Origin of the sequence: Streptomyces sp. NPDC002573, assembly GCF_042889625.1 — a bacterium.
Lineage (GTDB): Bacteria > Actinomycetota > Actinomycetes > Streptomycetales > Streptomycetaceae > Streptomyces > Streptomyces gibsoniae.
In genome coordinates, this window is the sequence record NZ_JBIARC010000029.1 from 107,770 (window position 1) to 117,085 (window position 9,316).

8 protein-coding genes are annotated in these 9,316 nt (G+C 70.1%); 2 read left to right on the plus strand and 6 right to left on the minus strand.

Going from position 1 to position 9,316, the window contains the following annotated elements:
* Window positions 1-63 precede the first annotated feature (63 nt).
* A complete protein-coding gene (locus ACFYX0_RS26030) occupies window positions 64-1,119 on the plus strand; it encodes a helix-turn-helix transcriptional regulator (protein ID WP_388973517.1) in 1,056 nt (351 codons plus the stop codon).
* On the opposite strand, the gene ACFYX0_RS26035 is transcribed toward ACFYX0_RS26030, so the two are convergent.
* Entirely contained in the window at window positions 1,114-2,148 is a 1,035-nt protein-coding gene (locus tag ACFYX0_RS26035; protein ID WP_388973519.1) for a LuxR C-terminal-related transcriptional regulator, read from the minus strand. The two genes, ACFYX0_RS26030 and ACFYX0_RS26035, sit on opposite strands and share 6 nt — an antisense overlap.
* Before the next feature lie 273 nt (window positions 2,149-2,421).
* A complete protein-coding gene (locus ACFYX0_RS26040; protein WP_388973521.1) occupies window positions 2,422-3,528 on the minus strand; it encodes a sugar ABC transporter substrate-binding protein in 1,107 nt (368 codons plus the stop codon).
* A gap of 481 nt (window positions 3,529-4,009) precedes the next feature.
* On the opposite strand from ACFYX0_RS26040, the gene ACFYX0_RS26045 reads away from it, so the two are divergent.
* Window positions 4,010-6,424, plus strand: a complete 2,415-nt coding sequence (locus ACFYX0_RS26045; RefSeq protein ID WP_388973523.1) for a hypothetical protein — start codon at window positions 4,010-4,012, stop codon at window positions 6,422-6,424.
* 57 nt (window positions 6,425-6,481) lie between these two features.
* Here the strand turns inward: ACFYX0_RS26045 and ACFYX0_RS26050 are convergent, their stop codons facing one another.
* The 4 genes from ACFYX0_RS26050 to ACFYX0_RS26065 form a co-directional block, all read right to left on the minus strand.
* Complete coding sequence (locus ACFYX0_RS26050) at window positions 6,482-6,934, minus strand: heat shock protein transcriptional repressor HspR (protein ID WP_311696519.1); 453 nt, start codon at window positions 6,932-6,934, stop codon at window positions 6,482-6,484.
* Between the two features lie 4 nt (window positions 6,935-6,938).
* Complete coding sequence (gene dnaJ, locus ACFYX0_RS26055) at window positions 6,939-8,108, minus strand: molecular chaperone DnaJ (protein WP_388973525.1); 1,170 nt, start codon at window positions 8,106-8,108, stop codon at window positions 6,939-6,941.
* 39 nt (window positions 8,109-8,147) lie between these two features.
* On the minus strand, window positions 8,148-8,807 hold the full coding sequence (grpE, locus tag ACFYX0_RS26060; RefSeq protein ID WP_388973527.1) for a nucleotide exchange factor GrpE: 660 nt from the start codon (window positions 8,805-8,807) through the stop codon (window positions 8,148-8,150).
* Window positions 8,804-9,316: Hsp70 family protein (locus ACFYX0_RS26065; RefSeq protein WP_388973530.1), on the minus strand; the 513-nt coding region annotated here is incomplete at its 5' end. The genes grpE and ACFYX0_RS26065, both read right to left, overlap by 4 nt.

The following is a 9,316-nucleotide window of genomic DNA, read 5'->3' on the forward strand; positions in this document are numbered from 1 at the left end:
CGACTAAGACGATGGCTCATTCGGGCACGTCATGGCCACACAATCGGTGCATCATGTTCCTGCATGTTCAGGACCCTGGGGGGTGGAGGTTTGACAACCAATCGGGCTAAAGCGACACATCCCCATGCCTTGACCGAACTGTGCGAGGAGGGCGGGCGTCTTTACGCGAACGCCCTGCGCACAGGGCGTATCGCGCGCGCCGACGCGGAAGAGGCTCCGTGTCTCATGGAGTTCGCCCTCCTCCATCCCGATCCGGACGACGCCAACTGGCTGCGCCCGGTTCCGCCCTCGGTCGCCCTGGCCCAGCGGCTGAACCCGATAGAGCGTGAGATCTCCGAGCGCAGACGGCTGTCGACCAACCTGGCCGAAGCCTTCGAGCCGTTCATGGCCCTCAGCGCGCAGGTGACCGCGCCCACCCACTCGATCACGGTGCTGGAGGGGCTCGACCGGATCAACGCGGCACTCGACCTGGCCACCGCCCAGTGCCAGAACGAGATGCTGACGGTCCAGCCGAGCGGCCACCGCCCCGAACGCCGGCTCATCGAGGGCCTGGAGCGCGACCGGCCGCTGATCGAGCGCGGGGTGCGCATCCGCACCCTCTACCAGCACACGGCCCGCTACAGCCCGGAACGGCTGGCCTACGTGGACCAGTTCACCGACGGCAAGGCCGAGTACCGCACCATCGACGAACTCGTCGAGCGGCTCATCATCTGCGACGAGGCGGTCGCGTTCATCCCCATCAGCGACGACCGCCAGGTCGCCCTGGAGCTGCGGCACCCGGGCCTCGTCCGCTATCTGGTGAAGGTCTTCGAGTTCATGTGGGGCCGGGCGGTGCCGCTGCGAGCGGGCACCCCCTACGAGACCGATCCGGACGGCATCACGGACATCCAGCACTCCATCGCCAAGCTCCTGGTGGAGGGCCATGTCGACGAGGCCATCGCCCGCCGCCTGGGCATGAACGTGCGCACCTGCCGCGCCCACATAGCCAAGCTGGCCACGGCCCTCGGCAGCGGCAGCCGTGCCCAACTCGGCTATTTGATAGCGCAGTCGGGGATCCTGAGCCAGAACAACCCACTGGCCGGGGAAGGCGGCCCGGGGCCCCGCGAGGGGGGCTCATAGGCCGACGGGAGGCTCCGGGGCCCGACCGGTGAGGGGCAGCAGTTCGGGCGCCCGCGAGGGCCCGTCCAGGCCCGCCTGGGCGATCCGGACGCCCAGTTGGGTACGGCTCGCCGCGCCCAGGGTCTCGGAGAGCCGGGCGATGTGCGCCCGGCAGGTGCGGACGCTGATGCCGAGGCGTTCGGCGACCACGGCGTCCTGGTGGCCCTCCGCCAACAGCGCCGCGATCGAGCGTTCCCGATGGGTGATGCCGTCGATGCCGGTCTCCGGCAGGGGGGACGTCAGCGGGATCGCCAGGCGCCACAGCCGTTCGAAGATGGTCACCAGGTAGTCGATCAGGGCCGGGTGGCGCAGCTCCAGCGCGATGGTGCGGTCGGGGTTGGCCGGGATGAAGGCGACCGTGCGGTCGAACAGGATGAGGCGCTCGGGCACCTCGTCCAGGGTGCGGGCCTCGGCCGCCTCGCCCATCAGCTCCATGTAGGTGTGCAACCCCTGGCCGTGCCGGGCGACATGCGTGTACAGATCGCGCATACGGACGCCCCTGCGGCGCATCTCCAGCGCCCGGTGCAGACCCTCGGAGAGTTCGTCCTCGCGGCGGATGCCGCCGGGCTGGACCGTCAGCACCTCGCGCGTGCACCGCTCGGTCGCCTCGTCCATGGCGGCCCGGATCCGCGGCAGCCCGTCCAGGACACGGATCGCCACGCCCTCCGCGGAGCCCTGCTCACGGCCGCCGAGCCCGGCGTACCACTCGACCGCGGCCACCGCCGCCCCGACCCGCGCCTGGCTCGCGCTGACCTCCTCGTGGACGCCGCGCAGCAGCCGCGTCATGACCTCCTGCGGGGAGGTCGGCACCAGCCAGTCCATGTCGTCGGGGTCCGGGTGCAGCAGCGCGAGTTCCAGCAGACAGGGCACCGGCGCGGCGTCCGCGCGGGGCACCCGGCCCCGGCGTACGGCCCGGGAGTACACCCGGTTCCCGGACTCGCAGAGCCGGTCAGCGCCGTGCGGATGCGCGTCCGTCCCGTGCCCGGCCATCTTCCACTCCTGGCTCCAACTCCCGGCTCAGCGTCCTGCAGCGTGTTCGCAGCGCAACTATGCGCGGAGCCGCCCGCCTCCGCAACAAGGCTCCGCAGCACCAACGCCCACACTTGCCGGGAACGTCCCGGATTCTCCCTCCCTCCGGAAGTTCCGTCTGCACCCAGTTGACGGGAGGTCGGGGCGGGCCGGTCCGCCGGACGACGAAACGGCCGTGGTGGACGGGCGACGCTGCCCTCCACCACGGCCGTTGCTCCAGGAGCGGCGTGCCCGCTACTTCAGACCGATCAGCGTGCACGCGGCCTTGTACTTGGGGGTGCAGATGTCCCCGACGGTGTAGATGTCGTCCTGGATGACCGTGTCCTTGATGTTGTCCTTCGTCAGCGCGACCACCGGCACCAGCATCGACGGGATCTTCTGCCCCGTCGGGCCGTCGACCTTGTCCCGGGTCAGCGCGTCGAACTCGATCGAGCGACCCTGGACCTTGGCCACCGCCATCTCCGCGGCGTTGTTGGCCTCTTCCGGGTACGACTTGTACACGCTCATGTACTGCTCGCCCGAGACGATCCGCTGCACGGCGGCCAGCGAGGCGTCCTGCCCGGTCACCGGCGGGACCTTGCTGATGCCCGCCTCCTTCATCGCCTCGATGACGGCGCCGGCCACGTCGTCGTTGGCCGAGTAGACGCCCGCGATGTTGCTCAGACCGACGGCCTGGATCGCCTGGACCATGTTCGCCTTGGCGTTCTCCGGCTTCCAGTCCTTCGTGTCGTAGGTCTTGACGATGTTGACCTTGCCCTGGAGCTCGCTGAGCGCGCCCTCCTTGAACTGCGCCGCGTTCGGGTCGGTGACCGAACCGTTCATCATGACGACCTTGCTGGTCTCCGCCTTGCTGCCGAGCGCCTCGACGAGGGCGCGGCCCTGCACCTGGCCGACCAGCTGGTTGTCGAAGGAGATGTACGCGTCGATCGGCCCCTGGGCGAGCCGGTCGTAGGCGATGACCGGGATGCCCGCCTCGTTGGCCTTCGTCACGCCCGCCTTGAGGGACTTGGCGTCCACCGGGTCGACCAGCAGCACATCCACCTTGTCGGCGATCATCTGGTCGAGCTGCTCGCTCTGCTTGGCCGCGTCGGCGTCGGCGTTCTCGTAGACGACCTTGCCCTTGTCGTGGGTGAGGGAGCGCACCTGGTCCCGGATGATCGGGTAGTCGAACTTGTCGTACCTCGGGTTCTCCTTCTCCGGCAGAAGAAGACCCACTGTGATGTCGTCGCCCTTCTTCGGAGACGCGGAGCTGCTGCCCCCGCCGACTCCGTCCATGACGCCGCACGCGGCGAGAGAGACGGCCGCCGCGGATGCGGCCAGGGCTATGGCGGTTCGACGCACAGCGGTCCTACGGGTGGTACGAGCGTTCACATCAGATGCCTTCCGGGCGGGGGAGCAGCATTGCGACCCAAGTGGCTGAAAGCCAACGCGGCGACGGCATGCAGCGTCAAGGAGTACGGGTTAACGAGATGGCAACAGCATCCGGGTGGAAGTCAAGTGAAGACCAAGAAACCGCACCACCAGGGCCTTTGCCAAACCTCCCCCTGATGGAGATTTCCGCCGTCACCTGCGGAGACCCGGAAACCTACACTCCGTCAACTTTCCTGTGATTAGCCATCGTTCACGCCCGACACCAAACGTGATCTACATCACGCATCAGCACATCCATCACACTCCTTGCGTCGGCCGACCCTTGCCGCACCCCGCACACCCCGCGCAAAGGGAAAGCCGTGGGGTCGTAAAGATCTGTACAACCTCTTCCGCGTCTCGCGTGTCCTGGTCACGAGCGCCTTTCCGCGTCTCGATCCGATCAGAGGACCGAATGAACCCAGCCAGACGACGCGTCACCGCCGCGGCCGCCACCACCGTCGTGCTCGCCACTGCGGGCGGACTGCTCACGGCCGCCGCTCCCGCCTCCGCCGCGACCTCCTGCACCTCGCCGGTGTTCAAGCGGCAGTTCTTCGCGAACACCGGTCTCACCGGCACCCCGGGGAGGACCGACTGCGACAGCGCCGTCGACCAGAGCTGGAGCGGTGCCCCGGCCTCCGGGCTGCCGGCGGACCGGTTCGGCGTCCGCTGGACCGTCACCCGCGACTTCGGCTCCGGCGGACCCTTCGCCTTCAGCGCCGGCGGGACCGACGGGATCCGCGTCTACCTCGACGGCGTACGGAAGCTGAACCTCTGGTCGGACACCCGTGGTTCGCGCTCGACGGGCGTCAACCTCACCATCCCCAAGGGCATCCACACCCTGCGGATCGACTATGTGAACTGGACCGGCAAGGCCGCCGTCAAGTTCACCTACGCACCCCGGACTTCCGCCACCGTCGACAAGGTGAGGCCGCTCGCCCCGGCGGGCGTCACGGCCGCCTATGACAAGGCGACCCGCAAGGCGAAGGTCTCCTGGGCGAGGAACAAGGAGATGGACCTCGCCGGCTACCGCGTCTACCGCCGCCCGAAGGGCGCCACCGCCTGGACGAGGCTGACCGCGACGACGGCGACGACGTACACCGACACTCCCCCGGCGACCGGTCAGGTCTTCTCCTACGAGGTCCGCGCGTACGACAGAGCGGGCAACGAGTCGGGCGGCACCGCCGGTCCCCCCGTGACCACCGTCGACAGGACCCCGCCGGCCGCGCCCTTCGTCGAGATGGACCTCTGCCCGGGCGACCAGCCCTTCGCGGCCCCCGAGCTGGTCACCACCCTTCAGAACGCGGCCGACATCGCCCGGTACGAGATGCAGCGGCTCGACGCCGCGACGAGGACCTGGGCCACCGTGTACTCCGGCACCAAGGGCGCGATCTGCGACACCGGGTACCCCGCCGACGGCAGCAAGGTCACCTACCGGGGCGGCGCCCGGGACGTGGTCGGCAACTGGTCCGCCTACTCGGCCGCCACCACGTTCACCACCTTCGACCTGACGCCGCCCGCGACCGCCGCCGACGCCCGGGTCGAGTACCGGTCGGGCGTGCCCCACCTGGTGTGGTCCCCCGTCGACGGGGCCGCCTCGTACCAGGTCCTCCAGTACGACCCGGCGACCGGCGGCTACCTCGACGCCCTCCCCCAGAAGGGCACCACCAAGGGCACCGACGTCGTACCGCGCCAACTGCTCCCGGTGGCCGGCACCTACCGGTACGCGGTGCGCGCGCTGGACGCGAAGGGCAACGCCGCCGCCCCGGTGGAGGTCACGCTGTCGATGGCCGGCCGCCCCGAGGCGATCCCCGCGTTCCGGACCACCGCGACCCCGTTCGGCGAGGGCGTGACGATCGCATGGAGCAGCGCCGATCCATGGGCCTTCGACGAGAGCCCGCTGCTCACCTACCGGATCGTCCGTACCGACCCGGCGACCGGCGAGAGCACCGTCGTGGACAGGTGCAAGCCGAACAGCCCCTACGACGAGCCGCTCCAGGCCCCTTCGACGTACTGGACCTGGGCGGACAGTGACGCCCCCGCCTACGCCGGCAGCACGCAGATCAACGGCAGTTGCCGGGACGTCTCGGGCGAGTCGGAGACGACGTACGAGTACCGGGTCGTGACGGTCGACCCCTACGGGCACGAGTCGGGGCCCGGACCCGTGGCCACACAGACCACGCCGGACACCCGGCGCCCGGCCGCGGTCGAGAACCTGACCGCGGAGCAGCTCCCGCTCGGAGTCCGTCTGACCTGGACGCCGCCCGCCGACGACGACGTCACCGGCTACTACGTCTGGCAGGGCACCACCGACCCGGACACCGGTGAGACGGTCTGGAAGAAGAACTGCTGGACCGGCAGCTCCCTGGCCCCGACCGAGATCCTCTGCCCGACGGTCCCCGACGGCCGGGCCCATGTCTACCGGGTGGCCGCCACGGACGGCTCCGGCCTGTACGACGGCAGGGGCCCCGAGTTCTTCCACACCGCCGAGGTCTCGGTCACCCTGCCCGACACCCGGCCGCCCGGCTGGAGCGGCACCGAGGTGCGCCAGAGCCAGTACCCGGACCCGTACTTCGGCTGCTCCGAGAGCTCGGGCCTGGGCGACTGCTCCCTGCTGGCCGGGTACCGCGTGGAGCGCTGGGACCCCGCCCGGGGCGACTGGACCGTGCTCGCCTCGGGCCCGTCGGCCGACCACGGCAGCCACCTCGACACCACCGTGCACGAGGACCGGCTCGGCCTGTACTACTACCGCGTCGTCCACACCGACGCGTCGGGCGCCGAGAAGGCCGTGAAGAACCTGGCCTACGGCATCTGGGACTCCTGGCTCTGACCGCATGCGAAAGGGGCGGTACCGGAACGAGGTCCGGTACCGCCCCTGCGGGACAGGTCAGTCGCCCTGCTGCTGCCGCTTGGGCCGCCACACCACCAGCGCGCTGGTCTGCTGCACCTCCTGGTACGGCACCAGGTCACGGCGGTACGAGGCGTGCACCGCCGCCTCGCGCTGGCGCATCGTCGCAGCCGCGCCCTCCAGCGCGTCCTGAAGCTCCGCCACGCGGGACTGGAGCGCGACCACCTGGTTCTCCAGTTCGATGATGCGCTTGATGCCGGCCAGGTTGATGCCCTCGTCCTGCGACAACTGCTGCACCTGGCGGAGCAGTTCGATGTCACGGGCCGAGTAGCGCCGGCCCCGGCCCGCGGTGCGGTCCGGGGACACCAGGCCGAGGCGGTCGTACTGGCGCAGTGTCTGCGGGTGCAGTCCGGAGAGCTGGGCCGCCACCGAGATGACGTAGACCGGGGTGTCCTCGGTCAGCTCGTACGGGTTACGTCGACGGCCGTCCATCTCCTCATGCTCCCTTCGCCGCCTGGAACAGCTCAGCCCGCGGGTCCTCGTCCGCGGTCGCCTCGCGATACGCCTCCAGCGCGTCACGAGCCTTGCCCGAGACGTCCTTGGGGACACTCACCTCGACGGTGACCAGCAGGTCCCCGCGGGTGCCGTCCTTGCGGACCGCGCCCTTGCCACGGGCGCGCATCGTGCGCCCGTTGGGCGTGCCCGGAGGCAGCTTCAGCGTCACCGGGGGCCCGCCCAGGGTGGGCACCCGGATCTCGGCGCCGAGCGCCGCCTCCGCGAACGTCACCGGCACGCTCACCGTCAGGTTGTCGTCCTTGCGGCCGAAGACCGGATGCGGATTCACACGCACGACGACATACAGATCGCCGGCCGGGCCGCCCCGCTCGCCGGGCGCGCCCTTGCCGCGCAGGCGGATGCGCTGCCCGTCGGAGACACCCGCGGGGATGCGGACCTGCATCGTCCGGGACGACTTCGCCCGGCCGCTGCCGTGGCAGACCTCGCAGGGGTTCTCCGCGATCAGACCGCGGCCCTTGCAGTCCGGGCAGGGGTCGGTCAGCGAGAAGCCGCCGCCCGAACCCCGCGCGACCTGCCCGGTGCCGACGCAGGTCGGGCACACACGCGGAGTGCCGTTCTTGTCGCCGGTGCCCGAACAGGCCTTGCAGGGCGCCTGCGAGGACATGCGGAGCGGCACGGTCGCGCCGTCCACCGCCTCCATGAAGCTGAGCGTGACCTCGGACTCGATGTCCTGGCCGCGCCTCGGCTGCGTACGCGTGCCCGCGCCGCCGCCACGGTTGAACAGGCCCCCGAAGACGTCACCGAGACCTCCGCCGAAGTTCCCTCCGGCGCCGGCCTGGCCGCCGAAGAGATCGCCGAGGTCGAAGTTGAACGAGCCGCCCGCCGCCCCGGGACCGGGACGGAAGCCGCCGTTGCCGAAGAGGGCGCGGGCCTCGTCGTACTCCTTGCGCTTCTTGGGGTCGCCGAGGACGTCGTTCGCCTCGGAGATCTCCTTGAAACGTTCCTCCGCCTTGGCGTTGCCCTTGTTGGCGTCCGGGTGGAACTCGCGGGCGAGCTTCCGGTACGCCTTCTTGATCTCGGCCTCGGTGGCGTCCTTGGGGACGCCGAGGACCTTGTAGAAGTCCTTCTCGATGAAGTCCTTGGTGCTCATCCCCGACGTCCCTCCTTCCCTACGCGTTCGTGGTGTACGTCAGCCCTCGTCCGGGCCACCGTTCTCCTTGTCGTCGCCCGGCTCGGTGCTCTCCTCGGCCTTGACCGTCTGCGCTCCCGGCTGCGGCTCGGCCACCGCCACCCGCGCGGGGCGGATGGTGCGCTCGCCGAAGCGATACCCGGGCTGCAGAATCGCCACGCACGTCGTCTCTGTGACGTCCGGCGCGTAGCTGTGCATCAGGGCCTCGTGGATCGTCGGGTCGAAGGGCTCGCCCTCCTTGCCGAACTGCTGCAGACCCATCTTCGCCGCGACGGTCTCCAGCGACTCGGCGACGGACTTGAACCCGCCGACCAGCTCGCCGTGCTCCCGTGCGCGGCCGATGTCGTCGAGCACGGGCAGGAGCTCGGTCAGGAGGCTCGCGATGGCGATCTCCTTGACCGCGATCCGGTCACGCTCGACGCGGCGGCGGTAGTTCTGGTACTCGGCCTGGAGGCGCTGGAGGTCCATCGTGCGCTCACCGAGCGCCGTACGGACCTGGTCCAGCTGAGCCACCAGACCGGCGTTCTGTGCGCTTGCGTCCCCCGCCGGGGCCGCCGCCCCCTCCGAAGAGGGGGAGGCGGTCTTCGGCTCGGCGTCCTCAGGGGTGGCGCCGGAGGGGACGTCGGGCTTCTCCTCGAAGCCCGGGGTCTCCTCCGTCACGCGGCACCGTCCTTGCGCTCGTCGTCCACGATCTCGGCGTCGACCACGTCGTCGTCGGCCTTGGCCTGGCCGGCACCGGCGTCACCGGCGGCCTGCGCGGCCTGGGCGTCGGCGTACATGGCCTGGCCGAGCTTCTGCGAGACGGCCGCGACCTTCTCCGTGGCGTTGCGGATCTCGGCCGTGTCCTCGCCCTTGAGCGTCTCCTTCAGCTCGGCGACGGCGGACTCGACCTCGGTCTTGATCTCGCCCGGGACCTTGTCCTCGTTGTCCTTGAGGAACTTCTCGGTCTGGTAGACGAGCTGCTCGCCCTGGTTGCGGGTCTCGGCGGCCTCGCGGCGGCGGTGGTCCTCCTCCGCGTACTGCTCGGCCTCCTGGCGCATCCGGTCGACCTCGTCCTTCGGCAGCGAGGAGCCACCGGTGACGGTCATCTTCTGCTCCTTGCCGGTGCCGAGGTCCTTCGCCGTGACGTGCATGATGCCGTTGGCGTCGATGTCGAAGGACACCTCGAT